Below are 20,594 nucleotides of genomic sequence, written 5' to 3' on the forward strand. Positions count from 1 at the left end.
TACATCTTCGTGTCGCTAAGGGCGCTTGCGTAATCTGTTATGGCGAGTCTGCAGTGCGCTAAGCGTCTACTAAGTCTCCGAACAGAAGATCAGGGCTTAAGACACTAATAAAGTTGAGGACGACGGGGATACCCTTTGACGCCTTTATAGGAGGATGAAGTGGATATGCTGATCATCGCGACACTGTCTGCGCTGTCCGTTGGGATCGCGCTTACCTTGATAATTGGCGAGATAACGTCTCGAATGTCGGCGAGATCGATGGCCCTTGATGGCGGTCGGTTTTCGGCGACTTGATCCGTGTCGTAAGAAGCGGGCGCATTCACGTGGATCTGCGCTCGTTTCTTGTCGTAAGTTTTCGATCGGATCCAACAGCACGTCTCGTGAGTTTTGTGCAGTGCGGAAAAGGCAGTTGGACTCGTCGCCTCGTGCCGGACCCCACGCGCGCTCTCTGTAATCGAAACTTCGAGCAATTGCGTAGAATCTAAGGCTCATTCATCGTTGTCGGCGGGCCCAAGCATGCGCATACTGGTTGTCGAAGACGAACAAAAAGCGGGCGTCTATATCAAGAAAGGGCTGGAAGAAGCGGGCTATCTCGTCGATGTCGTCGGCGACGGTGCCGAAGGCCTGATTCTCGCGAAGGAAGAAAACTACGACGTCATCGTGCTCGACGTGATGCTGCCGACCATGGACGGCTGGAGCGTCGTGCGCAGTCTGCGCGAAACCAAGGCCACGCCCGTGCTGTTTCTCACCGCGCGCGACGACGTGCAGGACCGCGTGCGCGGTCTCGAACTCGGCGCGGACGATTATCTCGTCAAACCCTTCGCCTTCGTCGAACTGCTTGCGCGCGTGCGTTCGCTGGCGCGGCGCGGCCCGCCGCGCGAAAGCGACCTGATTTCGGTGGGCGACCTCGAAATCGATGTGACGCGCCGCAAGGTGCGCCGCGCGGGCAAGCGTATCGATCTGACGCCGCGCGAATTCGCCTTGCTGCAACTGCTGGCGCGCCGTCATGGCGAAGTGCTCAGCCGCACGCAGATCGCATCCTATGTGTGGGACATGAATTTCGACAGCGATACCAACGTGGTCGAAGTCGCGATCCGCCGGCTGCGGGCGAAGATCGACGACGACTTCGAGGTCAAGCTCATTCAGACCGTGCGCGGCGTCGGCTATGTGATCAATACACCCGGCCACGATTGATGCATACGCGTTCGCTCACCACGACGCTCGCGCTTGCGTTCGCCGCGACCACGCTCGCGGTGTTCGCGCTGGTCGGCACCTTCGTGTATCTCGCGCTCGCACATCAGGTACACGTGCAGGACGATCTGGACATCGTGCTCGCCGCGCGCCATACGCGGCGGTTGGTCGATGAATTGCAGAGCTATGCGGATATTGAACGCTATCGCGAACGGCTCGAAAGTCAGGTGCTCGGCAATGGCGCACTGTCGCTGAAAATCGTCGATGCCGCGCGCAAGCCGCTCGTGCAACACAATGTCGATGCAGCGCTGGCGCAGGTCGCTCTGCCGTCGCATGCGGTGCCGCCGGGCGCGCAGATTACCGGTCAGGCCATCGTCGATATGCGCGAAGCCGATGGCGATCCACTTCGCGTGCTGGCCGCCGACACGCGTCTGATGGACGGCACGCTCGCGACCATTGTCGTGGTGCGCGACATGCGCGATCGCTGGATGCTGCTCGACCGCTATCGCGATCGCCTGCATCTCGCGGGCGCGATCGGCGTGCTGCTGACCTTCGCGATCGGCTTCTTTCTCGTGCGGCGCGCGCTCAAGCCGCTGCGCAATATGGCGAACAGCGCGGCGACGGTGACATCGGACAAGCTCCATACGCGCATTGCAATGGACAACGTGCCGAGCGAACTGGAACCGCTGATCGCCGCGCTCAACGGCATGCTCGCGGGACTCGAGCGCAGCTTCCAGCGCATGTCGCAATTCACCGCCGATCTCGCGCACGACATGCGCACGCCGATCGCCAATATGCGCGGCGCAACCGAAGTGGCGCTCGCGCGGCCGCGTTCGACGGACGAATATCAGACGCTGCTCGCATCGAATCTGGAGGAATGCGATCGCCTCTCGCGCATGATCGAAAACGTGCTGTTTCTCGCGCGCGCGGAGCATCCGCAATTCGCGCGCCATCTGCGTGAATTCGAAGCGGGCGAGGAATTGCAGCGCATCGCCGAGTATTTCGAAGGGCTCGCGGAAGATGCGGGCGTGCGCATCGACGTGCGCGGTTCCGCACCGCTCAAGGCCGATGTCGAATTGTTCAGGCGCGCGGTGAGCAATCTGCTCGCCAATGCCGTGCGTTACACGCCGCGCGATGGAACCATCACGCTTTCCGTCGAAGCGGATGCGGCGCTGGTGCGCGTATGCATCGAGAACGAAGGCGCGCCAATCGAACCATCGATGCTCGAACGCGTGTTCGACCGCTTTTATCGCGGCGATCCGTCGCGTGGCGGCGCGGGCGCGGCGAGCGGATCGGCGGGGCTGGGACTTGCCATCGTGCGGACCATCATGGAACTGCACGGCGGCCGTGCCCACGCCGAAAGCGACGCGCGCAGCACGCGTTTCGTGCTGTCTTTTCCGGACGCGGCCTCGCGTTCGTGACGCGCAAGATATCAAACTTGTAACGTCAGCGTCAGCTTCTCTACAGCGCTCGAATTCCACAATGTCCTCAACGTCGCGAACAACGCAGCGGCGTTCGGAGGGCAGTCACCCTCCGCCATTCTTCCGTGAATCAGTGAGGGTAAAGACGATGAAAAAGTTGATGTGTGTGGTGCTGGCAGCGGCGACCGTGATGCCGTTTGCAGCGTTCGCGCAAACGGCGCCGGGTCACGTGACGCGTGCGCAAGTGCGCGCCGAACTCGCGCAGCTCGAAGCGGTGGGTTATCGCCCGAGCGCGCACGATGCGGATTATCCGCAGGCGCTGCAAGCCGCCGAAGCAAAGGTCGCCGCGCGCGATGCGTACGGCGGCGCCAATGCCAACACGCAGGCGAGCGGCGCTGCGCGCAACGGCGAGACATCGCAATGAAGCGATGGACCGCGTACGCGAGCGTGCTTTTGAGCCTCATTTGCGCGCTGAGCGTCGTATCGCACGATGCCTGTGCACGTGATCACGGCCCGCGCTTTGCCAACTCATCCTCCAATCCGAATTAACGCTTTCAGTTTTCCAAGGAACCGATCATGAAAAAGACTCTTCTTCTGCTTATCGCATCTTTGACCGTCGGCTTCGCGGCCCAGGCTCAGGCGCAGACGAGCGGCCTCACGCGTGCCGAGGTAAAGCAGCAACTCGTTCAGGCCGAAGCGCAAGGTCTGCTGCCCTCGAACGGCACGAACTATCCGCCGAGCGCGCGTGCCATCGCGCGTAACAAGGCCGTTTTCGCCGAGCAGCATGAAAGCAAAGGTGCCACGGCCTACGGCGGCGTCGCCGACACGCAGACCGATCACTAAGGGGGATGCGTACAACGTGCAAGGCGGCGCGCCGCACGATCCGCGCGCGTACCGCCGATATCGTCCGCTACACGCCACCGGATGCCGAACTGATTGCGCGGCTCGGCACCGATCGCGCATTCGCATCCGAATACGTCTGCGACGCGATGCGCAAGCTCCATGAACCCGATGGCTTCACCGCCGCGCTGACGGCCTTGCGCGATGTGGTGAACGCGGCAGGTGGCGTCGGCGCGATATCGCGTGTGGGCGGCGGAAGCAGGCCTTCGATTTATCGCGCGCTTTCTCGGGGCGGCAATCCCGCGCTCAAGACGCTGATCGCGCTGCTCAATACGATCCTTCCCAATACAGCCCCAAGTTGTGTGCGGAAGCCTTGTGACCCAAGTCAACCGCTCGTTCGTACAGCGTGCGCGCAAGATCCGCGTCCGCATCGATCCCTCTGCCGATTCGTGCGCTGTCTGCGAGCGCCGCGGCGGCGATGCCACGAAGCCGACCGTTGGCGCTGTCGTCCTTCACCACATCTTCAAGGATCGCGTTGCCACGTGTGTAGTCCGCATCACCGCCGGTCGACGTGACGAGGGCGATGGCAAGTGCAACCCGCAACGACGGATGGCGATTCACACCTACACGATCGAGAAGCCGACGTCCCAGGATTGGCGCGTCAGAGAGGGTGCTGGTCAAGAGCGCGTTCACTATCGCCGCCAGTGATTCTAGCGAGAGAAAGCCGGTCTTGTTCGCGGCAATCACGTGCTTGAAGAATTTCTCGACGTCCAGCATCGGGTCTGCGCTGCGAAGCTGTTGCCATTCACGTTCAATCTGTCCTACCCAGCTTTCCGTCTACATGGTGAGGTGCTCTTTGGTGAAAACTGCACCGTATCTAGCTCATCATACGGACTCTGGTAGGGAGGATGTACCGGTGAGGACGCCATGCGGGCTGATGGCGGCGATGTTTTGGGGGCGACTAGTAAAATTAGGCGACTGATTTCAGGCACGCGCTATTGGATTCGAAGATCGCGCTGCGCTCCAAGCGCAGCTGAACCAAGGCGCGAACCGCAAAAAGGTTGCTGCACCCTCGACGTCATCGCCAGTAGGCGTCGGACGTGAAATCGAGCAGCCATCGAAGCCACCGCGAACGTCTGCTGACGCAGCCGCGCGCGCCGTCAATACGTTGCAACGACATTTCCCGCACGCCTTTCCGCACAGTCCTGCATCGAAGGTCCCGCTCAAGGTTGGGGTCCTCAAGGACGTGCTTGCCCGAGCGGCGTCGCTTGGACTGAACGAGCGAGACGCTCGTAACGGCGTGAAGCTCTGGTGCGGCGGCCAACGCTATTGGAGCTGTCTCGTCGAAGGTAATGTGCGCGTGGATCCGACCGGCGCAATCACTAGCGTCGTCACCGCTGTCGAAGCAGAATGCGGCACAAGTCAGGAGAGGACTCGGCTAGCGCGCAGGCGGGAGCAGATTGCAAACAAGCGTCGTGCTTCGGCGCTGCGTGAGAACGAAACACCAGAGCAGATACGACATCTGTATTTAGCTGGCGCTACGACATTTGTATCTGGCCGTGACATTGTTAGGTATACATATGATGTGGTCCGACGACGCTATGACCCGCGTGCAACGTACAGGCCGATGATGTGATCAAGTGCACGCACTGTGTGTGTCTCGCCCCGCTTGTAGCTGGCCGCTTTCACAGTGGTTTTCGTCCTGAAGCTGCGCAAGGGCGCTGGTTGTTTTCCAGCAAGAGCTTGTTCGATTGCGGTAACAAGCTCGAATCTGCTATGCGCTTCGTCGACCATCTTTTCATCAGTATCGGATATTCAACCAGAAGTTCCTCCGTGGACTCTGGCGAAGAAGAAACCAGCTTAATGTCTCTGTTATATAAATACTTGGCTGAGGGCGTAGGTTAGGCTGTTTTCCTCTGCGGCCGCATTCGCGAATGGGCGGTACCGCGCTTTCGAACAGAAGGCGCCCCGTCAGAACGATGGTCGCTCGGACACAGTTTTGGTGTTCAGGCGAGAGAGCGAAAACCACTCAGGAAAGCACGTATAGGGAGATGCCGTCACAAGAAGATACGGAATGCTCCCCAACCGCTCGCCTTGGTGAGACGAGAAAATTACGACGCGCCAAAGAACACTGGCTTCATGCCACTCGTGCTGGCCGGACGACCCATCTGGGACGAACCGGTGGTCGACGGGCCGTAACCGTTGCTCTGGCCTGTTGCACTGCCAGCGGTGGTCCGTATATCGGTAGGAAAGTCGGAGGTATTCGCATTGGCCGGATTGAAGCCGGCTTGTTGAAGCCGAGCGATCTCTCCTTGCACTTGCGCACGCGTTAGCGAGCCGTCCGACTGCGCCAGCGAACCAATTGGCACAGCAATGACGACGGCCGCGCACAATGTGTGAACTAATGTCTTCATAATTGCCTACCTCCCGTTAGTTACCGCTACTGATTGGCGCTTCAATTTTCGCGAGTCGGAAGATCACAGATTAGGCGAAAAAACGCAGATAGTCGTTCATTCATCGATGTGGAATCGGCGAGGGCTCGTGGTACCTGTCGTAGCGATTCCCGTATTCGCTGCTCCGCTATAGGCGGGGCGGCCAGTGGCGCAACGCACGATCGCGCGAATGTCACCGCGTCGCATCAGTCGCCACACGACGTTATACGCCGATGCAGGGTTCACACTGTCGCAAGGATAAGTGACCGATTCGACATCGGGTTGACTTGAATCAAAGGCGTCTCAGAAGAATCGATCACTGTGCGCGCAAAAAATCCGGACCACGCTACGACTTTCGAATTCACTAGTTGCTTCGGGAAATCGTATTGACACGTGCGAAGATGACGCGTGATGATTGAGAACAGTGTAGATCCGCAGTCCGAGAAAGGGCGGTTAATCTTGTTTTGAATCACGCGAATCAATGGCCATCCCAAGATCTTTGGCAGTGCGCGCGGTATAAGCCAGCTTATTTCGAATCCGAGTGTACGTGCGGAGCAGGGATGGTCGACAGACCTCGCATGCAGGTCACGAGAAAAAGCTCGTTCGGCTTGCCGGTATCGACGGGCCGTGGACAATCACGACATCCCGCGGCCACACCGTCAGCCTGCAGCTAATGCCATCAAATGATCGCCGAATTGTTCCCGCAAGCGATTTTTCAGGATCTTGCCCGTCGCACCCAAAGGAATGGTGTCTACGAAGATCACATCGTCGGGCATCCACCATTTGGCGATCTTGCCCTCGTAGAAGGCGAGCAGTTCGTCGCTCGTAAGATCCGTTTGCGGCTTTCTGACCACGATCAGTAGCGGGCGTTCATCCCATTTGGCGTGCTTGGCGGCGATGCAGGCGGCCTGGAAAACGGCCGGATGCGCCATCGCGATATTTTCCAGGTCGATCGAGCCGATCCATTCACCGCCTGATTTGATCACGTCTTTGCTGCGGTCGGTGATCTGCATGAAACCATTGGGGTCGATGGTCGCAACATCGCCCGTCGGGAACCAGCCCTGGGCTTGCTCATCGAGCTGCAGCGGATTTCCGCCTTCGCTCCGGAAGTACTCCCGTACGACCCACGGCCCGTGCACCAGCAGGTCACCTGTCGTCACGCCATCCCAAGGCAACTCGCGGCCGTCCGCGCTGACGATTTTCATGTCGACGCCGAACAACGCACGGCCTTGCTTGGACTGAATGGCGTAACGATCTTCCTGGCACATCCCCGGGCGCCCGGGTTTCATCGAGCAAACCGTCCCGATCGGGCTCAGTTCGGTCATGCCCCAGGCGTGAAGTACCGCCACGCCGTACTTGCCCTGAAACTGGCGCAACATGGCAGGCGGACAGGCTGCGCCACCGATAATGGTGCGTTCCATACTCGAGAACGCTTGCCCTGTCTGCTCAAGATGATTCAGCAGGCCTTGCCAGACGGTGGGTACGCCTGCGGAGAGCGTGACCTGCTCGGCTTCCAGCAGTTCGTATAGCGATTTGCCATCCAATGCCGGTCCGGGGAAGACAAGCTTGGCGCCAACCATGCACGCAATGTAAGGGAGGCCCCACGCATTGACGTGAAACATCGGTACGACGGGCAGGATCACGTCGCGTGCCGAACAATTCAGCGCGTCTGGCAGTGCCGCTGCGTACGTGTGCAGCAGCGATGAACGGTGGCTATACAGGACGCCTTTGGGGTTACCGGTGGTGCCGGAGGTATAGCACAGCGTACTGGCGCTTTCTTCGTCAAGAAGTGGCCATGCGTACTCGGGTGAGCTTTGCTCGATCAGATCTTCGTAGCAAAGAAGGTCGATACCGGCGTCCTGCGGCATGTGAGCACGGTCGGTCATGACGATGAACGCCTTCACCGTCGTGCATCGTTTGGCGACGGCCTTGATCAGAGGCAGGAAGGTCAGGTCGAAGAAGATGTACTGGTCTTCGGCGTGCTGTGCGATATAGGCGACCTGGTCCTCGTGCAGGCGCGGATTGATGGTATGGAGGATGGCCCCCATCCCTGAGACGCCAAAATAAAGCTCCATGTGACGATAACCATTCCATGCCAGCGTGCCGATGCGGTCGGACGGCTTGACTCCCAGGGCCGTGAGCGCTGCGGCCAACTGGCGCGAGCGGCGATGGCAGTCCCGGAGCGTGTAGCGATGGATATCGCCCTCCACCCGTCGCGACACGACCTCCGTATCGCCATGGTGCCGATCGGCATGCACGATGAGAGAGGAAATCAACAACTGCTTTTGCATCATCAGGCCATTCATGGCGTTATCCCGTTTCTACTGTTGTCTGCCAGCCCGCAACGCTGACGCAAGGACGCCCCAGGCTGCGGCATGGGGCGGGCTGTCGGAGCTCGCGAAAGTCGTGCAGGAGTGCCACAATCGGCTGCTGGTCAAGATGAGGCAAGCAGTCGATGTGGTACTGGTGTTTCGATAGGATTGACCTTTGGCTGCAGCGCTTGCGGCGAATCGAGGGACAGCCATGGATCAATGGTTCAATTGCCGGGGAAAGCGCGGTCATCCCGCGCCATCGTGGGCAGTGCCTAGTTGAACGCCGTGAGATCTCTTGGCGCGATGTCATGCTTCTCGCAATACGCGAGGTAGCGTTGCATCGCGGTCTTCCAGTTCTCGATGGCCATAACTTTGTCGTTCTCGTCGACAAAGACAAGGTCGCCCATCACTGAAACCAGCGTCAGCATGTAACCGCCTTCTTCCGCCGTGCTGACGACTTCGGGCGTGTGACAGGACGCGGCGGTCTCGAACACGACGCTGCCAGGTCCCGCGATCCAGTCATGCTCCTTGTATTTCCATTGGCCTTCCAGCGTGTAGACCACAACGGTGCCTGAATGGTGGTGCTTGGGAAGCTGCATGGTCTTCGGCGCCTTCATCAGCACGATGATTTCGCCTCGAATCGGGTCGAGCTTGAAGTATTTCAGCAGCACATCGTCGGAATACGGGGTGAACGGAACCCACGGCAGCGATTCGCCATCGATGACTGCGGTATCGACTTGTTGGTAAAGCATGACTGTCTCCAGTGATTCGGTGTTAGACGGCATTTGTTGCACAGCGTGTTGCGACACACGTGCGGTTCGGAGCCTCATCCATCCTCGAAATTGATCAGGGTGAGGTGCTGTTGCCGCCCGCCATAACTTGGCGGGGGCTTCTCAAGGTTTTCCGGTGGAACTTTTCGGATCAGGAAAGCGAGGTGCCCGTCAGCGTGGCGCGAAGCATCTTGCGCGGCGCATTGCCATAGTCCGCGACGGCATAGTGTTGGCACAGCAGGTTGTCCCACATCGCCACTGTGTTATTGCGCCATTTAAGTCGCACCTGGTATTCAGGAATGGCGGCTTGGGAGCACAGGTAGTACATCAGGTGATGTGACTCGGGCATGAAGTCCTGGCCGTAGCGAATGTCGGTGAAGTTGAAATAGTTCACGAAGTGGGTGGTGAATGCCGAATTGACAAACAGAACCTTTTCCCTGGTCTCCGGGTGGATCAGAACGACCGGATGTTCACTGCCCGGGTTCTTTTCTGCGGCGGCGTGGCGTTCTTCCTTCGGAAACTGAGCCAGGAAGACATGTTCGGCGCTGTGCTTGGCGTACAAACCGTCGATTCGCTGCTTGATGGCCTCGGGCAGGCGTTCATACGCCATTACCATATTCGACCAGATCGTGTCGCCGCCGTTTTCCGGGCCCAATTCACGCCGCAAGACTGCGCCGCGCGGAGGGGCCTTCTTGTAGGTCACGTCCGAATGCCAAACGTTCTCCCGGCTGGCCTTCTCAACAAAATTCTGTTTGCTTGAATCGAGGTTCCGATAGAGCATGAGCAGCTTGTCGGCATCGGGATGGCTCGGCGCCAGCGGGTGCGATTCCAGTTCGCTGAACTGCGCTGCGAAGGTCTGCTGTTCCATGGGGGTGATGTCCTGATCACGGAAAAACAGCACCTTGTGCTTCAACCACAGCGCACGGATTTGAGCGATGAGGTCAGGGTCCAGAGCAGCGTCGGCCAGATTGACGTTGCTGAGTTCAGCGCCGATGGCAGGCGTGCAAAGCTCCACCTTGATCGAATGTTGGCGCACCGATGGCCGGATGATGGCCGGTGCCGTGCGGGAGGCGTGGGTAGCGCTGATTTGCGCCGTGGTTGCTGCTGTCATAGCTGTCTCCAATCTCGGTTTGTGCCGCAATGTGCGGGGCCTCGGTGGAACGGCGCGCCAAATGCGACGGCGCTTGATGAATTCCACTCGGATGCAGCTATGGTACGGTTGGTCGCTCTTCAGCGATTTGCGCGTTGGGACAAATAGTTAGCAGTCTGGGACATGCATGGCAGATTACGCAGGCCCAGGGGCATCGTGGGCGACGGCGATTGTCTCCTTCCGAAAGGGCGCTGCTGAGAGGTGGGGCGTGGCTGGACGTCGCTACGACGGGACTCGGCCGGTTGGCGATGCTAGTCGCTGTGGGTGAATGAAATAGCCATGCACGCTTCCTTCAGACAGCTGCCGGGTGATGTCATCCGCGGTGCACTCCGGGTGGGGCCGTGACCATTCTCTGCCTATAGCTGGCCACCCAGTCCGACGGGGTTTTGCCGAACTCGCGGCGGAACCAGCGGGAGAAGTCGCCTGCGGTGGAGAATCCAAGCAGTTCGGCGACTTCATACAACTTGCGCCTGCTGTTGGCGAGGTACTCCTCGGCGAGTTCTAACCGCACGGCATTGATGATCGTTGTCGCGCTCTCGCCGCTGCTTGCCAGATGCCGATTGAGGGTGCGCCGGTTGATACCTAAGTGCTGGGCGAGTCGCTCGACAGAACAAAGACCGGTCGGCAGCAGCATCCTGGTCACCGCGCGCGCTCGCTGGGTCAGGTCGTCTTCCAGGTTGGCCAACTGCACGTCAAGCCACCGCTTCACTTCCCGACTGAGTTCCGGGACCGCCGTCGGAATGGCTATGTCCAGTTCGCGACCGCGACAGACGATCGCATTGAATTCCCTCGAAAATTCGATAGCTGTTCCGAGTACGCGGCGATGAATATCCAGACTGGAAGGGGCCTCATGCGTAAAGCCGATCGAAACGGGGTGAAAGCTATGCCGTGTCAAAACCATAAAGGTCCGCAGCGCAATCCCGGTGGACATTTCGATCGCCTGCCGCCACACGCCGGGGCGACGGAAATCCACTTCGACGTGGAGCATGGCGAGATCCCCGGCATCGTCGAGCCGCAATTGCACGCCCGCGTTGTGCAGTCGCAGGTATCGCGCGGAGGCCAGCATCGCGGCGCGTAGAGTGGGTTCCTCGCGAATGACCAGGGCCAGCATGCCGAGATTCGCCAGGCTTCTCTTTTCCGCCAGCAGCAGGCCAAATGCCTCCTGGCCGGACAGGCGCGCTGATTCTTCGAGCAGCCAGCCGACCGAATCGGCACTGATCAATAGATTGGGATCCTCGAGAGCCTTGGCCGGTATCTTCGCCAGCCGTAACATCCGGAACGGATCAAGGCCGGCTGCTCGGGCGATGGGTTCGTAATCCGTCAGTGTGGCCGCCCTGGTCAAATTGTGCCCGCTTGCGGCCATGTCCCAGTCTCCTAAGAACGTGTCCCAACCTGCTTAGTATAGTCGCCGCCTTCGAAGGTATCTTAGTAATCGAAATCAATGGAGGAAGACGATGACTAAGAGCACAGCAGTTCACTGCGATAGCGGCGACACCGTGGCACGGGTGAATGTCGATGATCCACAAGCGTTCAATCATTGCTTTGCCGAAATAAACGGCATTCGCATCCACTACGTTGACGAGGGGGAGGGGCCGCTGGTCATCCTTCTTCATGGCTTTCCGTACCTCTGGTACATGTGGCGGCGGCAGATCACGGCCCTCGTCAACGCCGGATATCGAGTCGTAGTTCCTGACCAGCGTGGATTTGGCCAAAGCGACCGGCCCGAATCCATCGAGGCCTATGACATGACTCAGGCAGTGGGCGACATGGTCGGGCTGATGCAGGTTCTAGGCGAGACCTCTGCCGTGATCGTGGGACACGACCTGGGCGCCTGGGTTGCGCAGACTGCCGCTATGCTGAGGCCGGATCTGTTTCGCGCCCTCGTCATGCTGAACACGCCAGTACCGCCGCGAGGCAAGGTAAAACCCAGCGTCGGCTGGCAGGCCATGGCCAAGGGAAAGGTATATCACCACATGTACTTCCAGCAGGTCGGCAAGCCTGACCGCGAATTGTCTCGTGATACGCGTAAGACGCTGCGTAGCATTTTCTACTCGATTTCAGGGAGCGCCGTCGGCGTCGAACGGTGGCGCATGCTCATCGAGCCGGGCGAGAGCATCCTTAACGCCTTTACTGAGCCGGACGAATTCCCCGAATGGTTGAGTGCTCGGGCGCTGGACTACTACGTGGACGAATATAACCGCACCGGATTTAGCGGTGCCTTGAATTACTACCGCTGCCGCGATCGGAACTGGGAAATCACGTCTTTCCTCAATGGGGCCGCGGTGCGCCAGCCGAGCATGTTCATTGGTGGTGCAGCCGATCCATCCCTTGAGCTGGCACGTGATCTCTATGATCAACTCGACGCATATCTGCCGGGGCTGCGAAAAAAAATTCTACTGTCCGGCGTGGGTCACAGTGCGGCGGAGGAAAGCGTAGAGCAAGTCAACGAATTGCTCCTGGAATTTTTGGCATCGCTAGAGGATTGAGCGTCCCGGCGGTCGCTCGGTTTCAACGGGCCTCTGTCAGATGGGCCCGCAATTGAACTGATTGATTGCCGATGCCTCCCTGGCAAGCCTTCCACTGCGCAGCGCGCGCAAAGGTCACAAAGATAGGCCCGCGTAGATAGCTTAATCAGTAAATCAAAGAATGGAGACAGAATCATGGCACTCGATGCCCTGCAAACAGCATGCTACCAACGTGAGCAACCGCACCTATCGCGTAGCTATATATGGGTCATCTTCGCACTGACCTTCGGCCTGATCCTATCCGACTATATGTCGCGCCAGGTGCTCAACGCAGTCTTTCCACAGATCAAGGCAGAATGGGGATTGTCCGACATCCAGCTTGGCTCGCTCAGCGGCATCGTTTCACTGGCCGTTGGTCTGCTGGCCTTCCCGTTGTCGTTAGCCGCGGACCGATGGGGACGTGTGCGAAGCATTACGATCATGGCAGCGGTCTGGAGCTTAGCGACTCTGCTCTGCGGTTTGTCGCACAACTACTTCACATTGCTGTCGGCGCGCTTTTTGGTCGGTGTTGGAGAAGCGGCCTACGCCAGCGTCGGCGTGGCCATCCTCATCAGCATCTTCCCGTCAAGGTACACGTCCACGATCACCGGCGCGTTCATGGCTGGCGGCATGTTCGGCTCAGTAATGGGGATCGGCATGGGCGGTGCACTGGCGAGCCACTTCGGCTGGCGGAGTGCCTTCGCCGGCATGGCAGTCTTTGGCATTGTTCTGACGCTTCTCTATATGCTGGTCGCCAACCCCTCACGAATTGAAGGGGAGACGGGCGCCTCGGCTGGCAATAGGTCAGCCGCGCGGTGGCCCATCAAACGTGTGCTGAGAGCTGTGTTCTCGTCGCCCGCTCTGATTTGCGTCTATTTCGGAAGCGGCCTCCAGCTATTTATCAATGGCGGCATGCTTGCCTGGTTGCCGAGCTTCCTGAATCGGGCTTATGACATGCCGCTGAGCCAGGCGGGTGCGGTGGCCGCGATCTTTGTCCTTTGCGGTGCGTGCGGCATGCCGTTTTGCGGCGTCCTGGTCGATCGGGTAGGCCGCGATTCGCCGCGCCGAAAAATGTTTCTGGCGATTGCTTTCAACCTGGCCTGCGCAATACTGCTCTCTACCGCGTTTCAGCTTCCTGTCGGAACCGCCCAATTGGTATTCATCGCACTGGGCATGTTCTTTAGCGCGGGCATTGTGGGGCCGAGCGGCACCATGGTCGCGAAGCTCACGCCGACGCCGATTCACGGCGCCGCCATGGCGACGCTCGCGCTGGCCTACAACATCCTCGGTCTTGCGCCTGGCTCCATCGTCACCGGCGCGCTGGCAGACCGATTGGGCCTGGTTCCGGCGCTTCAGCTATTGCCAATCTTTGGGGTCGCGTCGGCTGTCATCCTGTTGATAGGCGTGCGTTATGTGTCCGGGTACGGGGCCGCCCAGTTCGGAAATCGACTCCAATAGCGATGCGGCCCGACTCGTCGCCGCGAACGCGGTGCTCGACACATTGGCGCGTCGATTTGTGCTTGTGCTGATCGTTGTCCTTAAATGCTTTACGAAACCGTGAAGTGCAATATCCTTACTGTCGATATATCAATGTCCAATGTCTAAGCGCCGGTGCGGTCGAAAATGCGCGACATTTACGGCGTTATCCGATCTCTCGACAATGCCGTCTTTCGTCCGCGCTGGCGGGGTTTCTTTGCGTATCGTCGTTGCCGGTCTAAACTAGGGGCTGCGCCGTTGACGAGGCACACGAGGCACAGTTGCGCTCCAAGGTTGGCCCGCTCCGGCGGGCTTTTTTTCGTCTGCACCTTGCTTCGGCCGTATTGCAATCACCCTCACAACCCTGCCAATTCAAGTAGTGGTCCGGCGACGCGAGCACGAGGGCGACCAGCGCGAACCTCGTTGGGGCTTACGTGGCTACGCAGGGAGGTCCAAGCCGACAGGGAAAAATCAGTTGCAGTTTTGCAGTCTGCTTAACATCCCCTATCATGTTGAAGCAGACCGGTCCTCAGGTATGGCCGCGAATATGCTGGGCACGCGGGTGAGTCGGTCACGTCGCCAAGGGCCGAAGTCTCAATCGGGCTTAGCCTGACAGGCGCGGTTAGTTTCGACTGCATGGTGCATTTAAGTCATGAGGCGGAAGAGCGCTAATTCTCTGCCTATTTCTTGCAACTGCCTGAGCAAAGCACCATTGGGCTTCTCCTTGAGGAGGGACGACATCAGTAGAGCGTTGCAGAACCCTACGGACAGGCGATTCAATACTTGACAGATGCGATTCTTATTCGGATGTCTCATAAAGCGGCTATAACACGCAATCGTCTTTACAGTCGCAGCAACTCGACGACTCGATCGAGGGATGCGGTCCCCTACTTGGAGAATAAGCGATGAACGCAATCAAAGCACTCAAATTGGCTAGCAGCGCATTGATCCTTGCCGCATCCTTGAACGCTTGGTCACAAAGCAGCGAACCCGCTGCTACGTCGACGGAATCGGCGGCATCGCAAGGTATGTCCAAGTCTGACGTGAGGAAGGCAAACCGGGCAGTCAGTAAGAAGGTACTCAGTGCGCTATCAAAGAGCGGCGTTGACACTGCGGGCGTCAGTGTGATCGTCAAGGGCAGCGCAATTACGCTAGCAGGGCACGTCCCCGATGCGTCCCAAGTCGAAAAGGCCGGTACGGCAGCGAAGGGCGTTTCCGGAGTTACGTCCGTGAAGAATTCGCTGACAATCAGGGAAAAAGGGGGGCACTGATCGTCCCTCGGGTTGCATGATGAGTCCTCCCGTCCCGACGGGAGGGCTCGAATTCGACTGTTGTCTCTTTGGGCAACTCCGCTGATAAGCGGGCTGCAGGACGCGACAGCCCAGCCGATCCTTTGCCGATCGCCGGCGCCAGCGTCGCCGTCCCAGGCACGAGACCCTCTTCGTGGCAGGGCCGACGTCTGTGCAAGGGGCACCTATTGCGTGGTCCCTACGAATCCTTGAGCTTCTATACCACCTGGCTCGTACGATTGTGCGCTCCAGCTGCGATGCCATGCCCGCCGTCGCGGAGGTCTCCGGCCGGATGACGCGCGTGCTGGTTCACCACAACGAGGGGGCAACGCAAGCGACGTGCTCTTCGAAATCGATAGCGAGCCCATCCCGACGGCATTGCGCCTTGCGAGCAGCATCGCGCTGGATCTGTCGATTCCGGTATCCGACGCGATGCTCGCCGGGCTTCTGGCTGAACAGCCCCTGCACGGCTGAGGCGTTCAAGCGCGTTCACGAGGGCGAGCGCAAAGCGGAGTTTCAAGAGTAGAAGCATCGACTATATTGGAACGGTTGACTCGCGCTCTCGCCGAGCGTTGGTCCAGTTCGGCGCATTCAGCGAAGGACCGGAAGGACCGCGATGAAGCGCGAATCATTCCCCTCGATCAGTTGCGTCGAGGACAGGAAGTTGCGTTCTCATCGAACCCGGCTTCTCAGGAAGCGCGTTCGATTTGTCGCGGGGTGAGTCATGAAAATCCGCCTATCGAAGTCGTTCGTCGTCGGTGCCGTGCTGGTCGTTGTCATCAGCGGCGGCGCATCCGCGAAGACCGAGACCTGTCATCCTGCATCGAAACAGCAGATTGCCGCACTATTCGATCGATGGAACGATTCGCTGAAGACTGGCGATCCGGAGAAAGTCGTGGCGAATTACGCGCCGCATTCAATATTGCTGCCGACGGTGTCCAACAAGCCGCGTTTGACTGTTGAGGAAAAGGCAGATTACTTCAGGCACTTTCTCGAGCACAAGCCGGTCGGCACGATCGAGCTCAGTGAAATCATGATCGAGTGCAACACCGCGATCGACGCGGGGCTCTACTCGTTCAAGTACGCGGACGGTTCTGTTGTCAGGGCGCGCTATACATTCACGTATGAGTGGAATGGGCACAAATGGCTGATCACCAGCCATCATTCGTCGAAGATGCCGGAAGGAAACTGAGCGATGAGGTTGATAAGACGGGATGCGTCCGCAGTCAAGGAGCGTCTGCACGATTCGTTTCGGGCGCGTGCGACAGGCGTGGATGTAGGCTCGACGGAAACAGTATGCGTTTGAGGCCATCTCTCCTCATTGCGAGGTTGGCGCCCTGGCGACGGGATGCCGCCGATTCAAAGCTGCGACTCGATCGGTAGCAGACCCATGAACCAGACGCCGGTGCGTCGCAGGAAGGACGCCTGCGGCTCCGTGTCCAGTTCGGTCACCGTCCCATCCGCCGCGGTGTCGATCCAGATGATCCTGCGACTGCCGTTCGCGTCGGTCCGCAGTTCGAGCCGCCATGCGTTCTGGTCTAGTTGCGGCTCGATGTAGCTGACGACCTGCGAGGCGATCGCTTCGTTGTCGCACAGTACTCCGATCTCGGTGTTGAGGTAGGCCGAGCGCGGGTCGAGATTCATAGAGCCGATGAAGACCTGCTGACGGTCGAACACGAATGTTTTCGCATGCAACGATGCCTTCGACGAACCGAAGAGCTGCTTCTTTCCCGCCGCGTCTTTGCTAGATCGAATGGGCTTGAATTCATAAAGCTGGACGCCCGCAGCGAGGAGATCCTTGCGGTAGCGTTGATATCCCGCATGAACGCTCGAGACGTCCGTGGCGGCAAGCGAGTTGGTCAGCACTGTGACGTGCACGCCGCTCTCCGTCAGGCCGCGCAGCCAGGCCGCGCCTTTGTCTCCAGGAACAAAGTACGGTGAGATGATCAGCATCTCGTGACGCGGGTTTATGTCCACTGCCCTGAGGCTGGTCAACAACTGACCCTGTGGTTCGCCGGGCGCGTGCGTGATCTTTGACGGGTCATCGTAGAACAGCGTGGCCTTGCCCCAGGCGTAGTCGAGACCGCCCGCTTCGACGAGTTGCGTCAGCCGCTGCCTCGCATGCACGACATAGGGCGAGTCCTGTTCTGAGGCGACGTATTGGTCCCGCTCCGCGCGATAGGCCGCGAGGATCGCAGGGTCCGCGGAACGGCCCATCAGCCGGTCGATCGGATAGGCCGCGTCGGAATTCCAGAAGATGTCGAAGGAGTTCGAGACGTCGTGAACAATCGGCCCGTGCATAAGCACGTCGAGATCCCCGAATGTCACCGCGCTCGAGGCACCGAAGTATTCGTCGCCGACGTTACGCCCGCCCAGGATAGCGGCTTCGTTATCGGCGATCATCGCCTTGTTATGCATGCGCCGGTTGACGCGCGAGAAGTCAAGTGCTGCTGAGATCGTCTTGAATCCGCGACTCGCTACCGGGTTGAAGAGCCGTACTGAGACGTTAGGGTGGGCGCTCAGTGCGAGCAGGGCCTCGTCGTCGGCGTTCGTGCCCAGGTCGTCGAGGAGCACACGCACCCTGACCCCACGGTCCGCCGCCTTGAGCACGGCCGAGGCGAGCGTGCGCCCCGTCAGGTCGCTGTGCCAGATGTAGTACTCGAGGTCGATCGACTTCTCGGCCTTTTCAGTGAGGATTACCCGGGCGAGGAGGGCATCGACCGAATCTTGCAGCAGGTGGAACGCACTCTGGTCGGGATGAGCCCGCTCGCCGGACGCGAAAAGCTTGGCGAGAGGCGTCGTTTCCGTATTTTTTAGCGCATAGGTCGGCGGGCGTCCGGTCTGCGGCGGCAGGCTCGCGCACGAGAGCAGCATGACGATCAGAAAGGCTGCACCAAGGTTTCGAGGTCTGGCCATCATCGCGTTTCTCTTCGTTTAGCGGGATCCCGCTGCTGACGACCGAGTCCGCACTGTGCAGCGACGCACAAGCGTGGCTACGAACTACCGAGCTGGAGATCCATGATCCCAGCTTCGACTCGCTTTCGCCGCGTTCAGTCGGATGTGTCCCGGTGCGGCGTGAACAAGTCTCACGCAACCGGTGCGTGCCCGACGTCGAATGCCATCGGGATGACGAGATCATAAGGGGGTAATGACGTTCGCGCAGGCTTCCAGCCTGTGATGATGCTCCCGCTCCCTTCGGTCCGGCGCTGAGTGAGGTGAGTGTTATGGCCTGCGACCTCAGTGCAATATCGAGGTCTCAGTGCCGCCCTTTGGTCGTCGCGTAGCACGTACTGGCAGAGACCCGGGCGATTGCATATATTGAATCGGTCGGCCCCAGCGTTTGCTTGCAACGTTTCGAACGGGGGCGTTCTCTTTGGTCTGGCGACATGTGCCACTTCGCGAGGGTTGCCGGGGCCGCATAACCGCGCGGACCATGCAACGCCACGGAGGCACTCGTGTTTCGCGCCATTCCTTTGCGATCGCATCTTGTTTTGCGTTGGCGAATTCAAGCTGCATGCGGTCGCGTGCAGAAGAACGGGGCCGGGGAGGACAACTACGCGATCATCACCCGGCTTTGACAGGCACGGAAAGTATCCGTTTAGTTGTCGAACGGTGGAAAGCGGCTGACTCGGCCTGCCTCGACATCATGCCCTCTGCGCCCCAAGGTTTTGCGTGTATGAGTTCAACCGACAGGCTCTCGGACTTCGAGCGGAATGGCAAGGCGAGAGAGCGATCGATCGGGAGTGTTTATGGACAGGCCGGTGAAATCGAAGCAAGCACGTGCAGCCTCTCACCCAGATACCGCTCATCAGTCCGCCGACGAACGCGCAGCGCACGGACGGGCGCTGCGCGACGCGGTGCCACGGTCGAGCCAGGCCGGATGGAAGGCGGCAAAGGAGCGCCGCGACCCCGTCGACATCCTCGTCGAGTCGAACGAAGGCCGTGTCCCCAGCCTGATTCCGATCCGCTTTGGGCGAATGTCCGCGTCTCCGTTTGCGTTCTATCGCGGCGCGGCCGCGGTGATGGCCGCCGACCTCGCGAGCACGCCGACGAGCGGACTCCGCGTGCAGGCATGCGGGGACGCGCACCTGATGAACTTCGGCGGTTTTGCGACGCCCGAGCGTAACGTCATCTTCGACATCAACGACCTGGACGAGACGCTGCCGGCCCCGTTCGAGTGGGACGTCAAGCGGTTGGCGGCGAGCGTGGAGATTGCAGCGCAACATCTGGCGTTTTCTCCCAGCGTGGCTGCGCGCATCGTCTCGAGCCTGGCTCAGGAATATCGGGAGCGGATGCACGACTACGCGGCAATGCGGACGCTCGACGTCTGGTATGAGCGCATCGACCTGCAGAAGTATGAAGACCGCACGGGTGATCCCGCCGTTGTTGCCGCTGCGCGCAAGCGAATTGCGGAGCGGATCGAGGTCGAGCGGCGTAAGACAGTACCCGATCATCTCTATCCGAAGCTCGTTTGTGAAGCCGACACGCTACCGAGGATCAAGGACGATCCGCCGCTGATCTTCCACCCTACGGAGGAACAGGCCCCCGGCCTCTCGTCGGGCTACGCAGAAGCCATCGATGCCTATCGCGAGAGCCTTCCGGAACATGTCCGCATCCTGTTCGACCGCTTTCATCTCATCGATCTCGCCGTCAAGGTGGTCGGCGTGGGAAGCGTGGGAACGATGTGTGCCGTGGGCCTGTTCATGGCCGCGGACAACGATCCCCTATTCCTGCAGGTGAAGGAGGCGCGCGCCTCGGTGCTCGAACCCTTTGCGGGAAAGAGCCTGCATCCCAACCACGGTCAGCGCGTGATCGCCGGCCAGCGCATCATGCAGTCCGCGAGCGACGTGTTTCTCGGATGGACTCGGGGCAGCAACGGCCGCGATTTCTACCTCCGTCAGCTTCGGGATATGAAGATGTCCGTCGTCATCGAAGAGCTGGACGAGGGCTTGTTGCGTCAGTACTCGCGCATGTGCGCACACGCGCTGGCCCGATCACACGCCCGTTCGGGCGACGCCGCGATGATCGCCGGATACATGGGCTCAGGGCAGACTTTCGACGATGCGATCACGGAGTTCGCGACCGACTACAGTTCCCAAAATCGACGCGACTATCGGGCGTTCATCCGCGCCATGCGGGAAGGGCGGATCCAGGCGATAGTCGAGGAGTGAAGCTGATTCGGGGCCGCGGACCGAGGGAGTCGTTGGGC

General features: G+C 59.7%; 18 protein-coding genes. 11 read left to right on the top strand and 7 right to left on the bottom strand.

Translation table 11 applies throughout. The annotated features are described in order from the left end of the window. Positions 1-516 precede the first annotated feature (516 nt). The 4 genes from AWB78_RS21390 to AWB78_RS21405 all read left to right on the top strand — a co-directional run bounded on the left by AWB78_RS21390 (position 517) and on the right by AWB78_RS21405 (position 3,455). Positions 517-1,194, top strand: a complete 678-nt coding sequence (locus AWB78_RS21390) for a heavy metal response regulator transcription factor (RefSeq protein ID WP_062607873.1) — start codon at positions 517-519, stop codon at positions 1,192-1,194. After that, entirely contained in the window at positions 1,194-2,612 is a 1,419-nt protein-coding gene (locus tag AWB78_RS21395) for a heavy metal sensor histidine kinase (protein WP_062607876.1), read from the top strand. The genes AWB78_RS21390 and AWB78_RS21395 overlap by 1 nt, the downstream gene beginning before the upstream one ends. Positions 2,613-2,760: 148 nt before the next feature. Then, positions 2,761-3,036 carry a DUF4148 domain-containing protein gene (locus tag AWB78_RS21400; RefSeq protein ID WP_062607878.1) on the top strand — a complete coding sequence of 92 codons (276 nt, stop codon included), beginning with the start codon at positions 2,761-2,763 and terminating at the stop codon, positions 3,034-3,036. A gap of 152 nt (positions 3,037-3,188) precedes the next feature. Further along, a complete protein-coding gene (locus AWB78_RS21405) occupies positions 3,189-3,455 on the top strand; it encodes a DUF4148 domain-containing protein (RefSeq protein ID WP_062607880.1) in 267 nt (88 codons plus the stop codon). A gap of 324 nt (positions 3,456-3,779) precedes the next feature. On the opposite strand, the gene AWB78_RS21410 is transcribed toward AWB78_RS21405, so the two are convergent. Beyond that, on the bottom strand, positions 3,780-4,229 hold the full coding sequence (locus AWB78_RS21410) for a sel1 repeat family protein (RefSeq protein WP_232477786.1): 450 nt from the start codon (positions 4,227-4,229) through the stop codon (positions 3,780-3,782). 328 nt (positions 4,230-4,557) lie between these two features. On the opposite strand from AWB78_RS21410, the gene AWB78_RS49760 reads away from it, so the two are divergent. Continuing rightward, positions 4,558-5,088 (top strand): ProQ/FinO family protein, encoded by a 531-nt coding sequence (locus AWB78_RS49760; protein ID WP_374729484.1) that lies wholly within the window; start codon positions 4,558-4,560, stop codon positions 5,086-5,088. 475 nt (positions 5,089-5,563) lie between these two features. Here AWB78_RS49760 and AWB78_RS43750 read toward each other — a convergent pair whose 3' ends face one another. From AWB78_RS43750 to AWB78_RS21430, 5 genes are all read right to left on the bottom strand, one after another. Further along, positions 5,564-5,866: a DUF4148 domain-containing protein gene (locus AWB78_RS43750; protein ID WP_074173507.1), complete on the bottom strand. Its 303-nt coding sequence runs from the start codon at positions 5,864-5,866 to the stop codon at positions 5,564-5,566. 677 nt (positions 5,867-6,543) lie between these two features. Then, positions 6,544-8,190, bottom strand: a complete 1,647-nt coding sequence (locus tag AWB78_RS21415) for a 3-(methylthio)propionyl-CoA ligase (RefSeq protein WP_062607882.1) — start codon at positions 8,188-8,190, stop codon at positions 6,544-6,546. Between the two features lie 278 nt (positions 8,191-8,468). Beyond that, complete coding sequence (locus AWB78_RS21420; RefSeq protein WP_062607884.1) at positions 8,469-8,948, bottom strand: 2,4'-dihydroxyacetophenone dioxygenase family protein; 480 nt, start codon at positions 8,946-8,948, stop codon at positions 8,469-8,471. Positions 8,949-9,117: 169 nt separating this feature from the next. After that, positions 9,118-10,077, bottom strand: a complete 960-nt coding sequence (locus tag AWB78_RS21425) for a TauD/TfdA dioxygenase family protein (RefSeq protein ID WP_062607885.1) — start codon at positions 10,075-10,077, stop codon at positions 9,118-9,120. 352 nt (positions 10,078-10,429) lie between these two features. Further along, positions 10,430-11,479 carry an AraC family transcriptional regulator gene (locus tag AWB78_RS21430; RefSeq protein WP_062607887.1) on the bottom strand — a complete coding sequence of 350 codons (1,050 nt, stop codon included), beginning with the start codon at positions 11,477-11,479 and terminating at the stop codon, positions 10,430-10,432. Positions 11,480-11,570: 91 nt separating this feature from the next. Here AWB78_RS21430 and AWB78_RS21435 point away from each other — a divergent pair, with 91 nt between their 5' ends. The 5 genes from AWB78_RS21435 (at position 11,571) to AWB78_RS21450 (ending at position 16,577) form a co-directional block, all read left to right on the top strand. Next, positions 11,571-12,602, top strand: coding sequence for an alpha/beta fold hydrolase (locus AWB78_RS21435; protein WP_232477779.1), 1,032 nt, complete (start codon positions 11,571-11,573; stop codon positions 12,600-12,602). A 174-nt stretch (positions 12,603-12,776) separates the two neighbouring features. Beyond that, positions 12,777-14,078 carry an MFS transporter gene (locus tag AWB78_RS21440; protein WP_062607889.1) on the top strand — a complete coding sequence of 434 codons (1,302 nt, stop codon included), beginning with the start codon at positions 12,777-12,779 and terminating at the stop codon, positions 14,076-14,078. A gap of 923 nt (positions 14,079-15,001) precedes the next feature. Then, positions 15,002-15,367 (top strand): BON domain-containing protein, encoded by a 366-nt coding sequence (locus tag AWB78_RS21445; protein ID WP_062607891.1) that lies wholly within the window; start codon positions 15,002-15,004, stop codon positions 15,365-15,367. 357 nt (positions 15,368-15,724) lie between these two features. After that, positions 15,725-15,859, top strand: coding sequence for a hypothetical protein (locus tag AWB78_RS49350; protein ID WP_269768946.1), 135 nt, complete (start codon positions 15,725-15,727; stop codon positions 15,857-15,859). Positions 15,860-16,109: 250 nt separating this feature from the next. Next, positions 16,110-16,577 (top strand): SgcJ/EcaC family oxidoreductase, encoded by a 468-nt coding sequence (locus tag AWB78_RS21450; RefSeq protein WP_062607892.1) that lies wholly within the window; start codon positions 16,110-16,112, stop codon positions 16,575-16,577. A gap of 167 nt (positions 16,578-16,744) precedes the next feature. On the opposite strand, the gene AWB78_RS21455 is transcribed toward AWB78_RS21450, so the two are convergent. Next, entirely contained in the window at positions 16,745-18,301 is a 1,557-nt protein-coding gene (locus AWB78_RS21455) for a phospholipase D family protein (protein ID WP_062607987.1), read from the bottom strand. A gap of 833 nt (positions 18,302-19,134) precedes the next feature. Here AWB78_RS21455 and AWB78_RS21460 point away from each other — a divergent pair. Continuing rightward, a complete protein-coding gene (locus AWB78_RS21460) occupies positions 19,135-20,556 on the top strand; it encodes a DUF2252 domain-containing protein (RefSeq protein ID WP_062607894.1) in 1,422 nt (473 codons plus the stop codon). Positions 20,557-20,594: the final 38 nt, after the last annotated feature.

The organism is Caballeronia calidae (assembly GCF_900044055.2).
Lineage (GTDB): Bacteria > Pseudomonadota > Gammaproteobacteria > Burkholderiales > Burkholderiaceae > Caballeronia > Caballeronia calidae.

Bases quoted from the DNA above. Each gene is read 5' to 3' on its own strand.
- AWB78_RS21390 (WP_062607873.1), top strand. From the start codon at position 517: ATGCGCATACTGGTTGTCGAAGACGAACAAAAAGCGGGCGTCTATATC.
- AWB78_RS21395 (WP_062607876.1), top strand. From the start codon at position 1,194: ATGCATACGCGTTCGCTCACCACGACGCTCGCGCTTGCGTTCGCCGCG.
- AWB78_RS21400 (WP_062607878.1), top strand. From the start codon at position 2,761: ATGAAAAAGTTGATGTGTGTGGTGCTGGCAGCGGCGACCGTGATGCCG.
- AWB78_RS21405 (WP_062607880.1), top strand. From the start codon at position 3,189: ATGAAAAAGACTCTTCTTCTGCTTATCGCATCTTTGACCGTCGGCTTC.
- AWB78_RS21410 (WP_232477786.1), bottom strand. From the start codon at position 4,229: ATGCTGGACGTCGAGAAATTCTTCAAGCACGTGATTGCCGCGAACAAG.
- AWB78_RS43750 (WP_074173507.1), bottom strand. From the start codon at position 5,866: ATGAAGACATTAGTTCACACATTGTGCGCGGCCGTCGTCATTGCTGTG.
- AWB78_RS21415 (WP_062607882.1), bottom strand. From the start codon at position 8,190: ATGAATGGCCTGATGATGCAAAAGCAGTTGTTGATTTCCTCTCTCATC.
- AWB78_RS21420 (WP_062607884.1), bottom strand. From the start codon at position 8,948: ATGCTTTACCAACAAGTCGATACCGCAGTCATCGATGGCGAATCGCTG.
- AWB78_RS21425 (WP_062607885.1), bottom strand. From the start codon at position 10,077: ATGACAGCAGCAACCACGGCGCAAATCAGCGCTACCCACGCCTCCCGC.
- AWB78_RS21430 (WP_062607887.1), bottom strand. From the start codon at position 11,479: ATGGCCGCAAGCGGGCACAATTTGACCAGGGCGGCCACACTGACGGAT.
- AWB78_RS21435 (WP_232477779.1), top strand. From the start codon at position 11,571: ATGACTAAGAGCACAGCAGTTCACTGCGATAGCGGCGACACCGTGGCA.
- AWB78_RS21440 (WP_062607889.1), top strand. From the start codon at position 12,777: ATGGCACTCGATGCCCTGCAAACAGCATGCTACCAACGTGAGCAACCG.
- AWB78_RS21445 (WP_062607891.1), top strand. From the start codon at position 15,002: ATGAACGCAATCAAAGCACTCAAATTGGCTAGCAGCGCATTGATCCTT.
- AWB78_RS21450 (WP_062607892.1), top strand. From the start codon at position 16,110: ATGAAAATCCGCCTATCGAAGTCGTTCGTCGTCGGTGCCGTGCTGGTC.
- AWB78_RS21455 (WP_062607987.1), bottom strand. From the start codon at position 18,301: ATGGCCAGACCTCGAAACCTTGGTGCAGCCTTTCTGATCGTCATGCTG.
- AWB78_RS21460 (WP_062607894.1), top strand. From the start codon at position 19,135: ATGGACAGGCCGGTGAAATCGAAGCAAGCACGTGCAGCCTCTCACCCA.